Origin of the sequence: Yersinia sp. IP36721 (assembly GCF_003634395.1) — a bacterium.
In the GTDB taxonomy this organism is placed as follows: Bacteria; Pseudomonadota; Gammaproteobacteria; order Enterobacterales; family Enterobacteriaceae; genus Yersinia; species Yersinia entomophaga.
In genome coordinates this window covers 1-909 of sequence record NZ_QCZL01000075.1, presented here as the reverse complement: position 1 = coordinate 909, position 909 = coordinate 1, and the positions used below count along the sequence as shown (strand labels likewise).

Below are 909 nucleotides of genomic sequence, written 5' to 3'. Positions count from 1 at the left end.
ATCAGGCGTGAAAAGTGTGAGGTGAGTAGTGTTTAAAGCGGGTAGGGTGGTGAGATTGTCAGATTACAGGCACAAAAAACCCGGCAGCGGGGCCGGGCTTCTAAGCGACAGCATTTTACTTGATATAATATTTTGACAAAACCGCAATCAAAACAGCTACAACAAGAGATCCAATAATTTTCCAAGTTTGATTATTAAGTTCTTTATGTAACTCAGTTTTCACTGATTGGATGTCTTCTTTTGAAGCTAGTTTATCTTTGATGATGGCCACGTCAGTTACGAGAGTGGCGACTTTGGTTTCTAAATCTTTTACTCTTTCAAGCATGTCATCACCTCCTCCATTTCCGCTACCATGTTGACGATTATCGCCCATATCCTGATTATCTGCAATGACAGGGGCTCTGGTTATGATGTTGACAGCTTCAACCATCAGTGCGCTCCCTGCGTTTTAGATACAAAAAAATAACACTCAGCTGAATGCAATATTTTCTCATTTTCTATTTGGTCTGGGGAGGAATATATGGAACAAACCACCTTATGCGCGCCTTCATTTTTAACATTCAATCCAAGAAGAGCCATGCTTTCTATGCTCACATAATCGTCAGCTGAAGGGGATGCGGCAACTAACGGTTCAGCCGATAACTTGTCTTTGGTGTCATTCATAATACTAATGTCTTCATGGAGGACATCTACAACAATTTTATATGTTTTATAGGATCTTATGAATAACCCAAAAATTATTCCAAGATTAATTCTTCCTGGAATATTTGAGACTTTAATCCAAGGTTCTGGTTGCCTAACCACCCTGGCTGGATCACCCTCTCTGATTTCGTGGGTGTAAATAAATGATATTTTTTCCATAACCAGACCTTTATTTATATTTGCTAAATCTCTATGGGCTAGCAGTGG

2 protein-coding genes are annotated in these 909 nt (G+C 39.6%); both read right to left on the bottom strand.

Features of this window, described 5'->3' with window-relative positions:
- Nucleotides 1-115: 115 nt before the first annotated feature.
- A complete protein-coding gene (locus DBA33_RS20360) occupies nucleotides 116-430 on the bottom strand; it encodes a hypothetical protein (protein WP_240442743.1) in 315 nt (104 codons plus the stop codon).
- Nucleotides 430-909, bottom strand: a 480-nt coding sequence (locus DBA33_RS20355) for a hypothetical protein (protein WP_120807122.1), incomplete at its 5' end; no start/stop codon positions are given. The genes DBA33_RS20360 and DBA33_RS20355, both read right to left, overlap by 1 nt.

Coding starts and splice junctions, on each gene's coding strand:
- DBA33_RS20360 (WP_240442743.1), bottom strand. CDS start 430: ATGGTTGAAGCTGTCAACATCATAACCAGAGCCCCTGTCATTGCAGAT.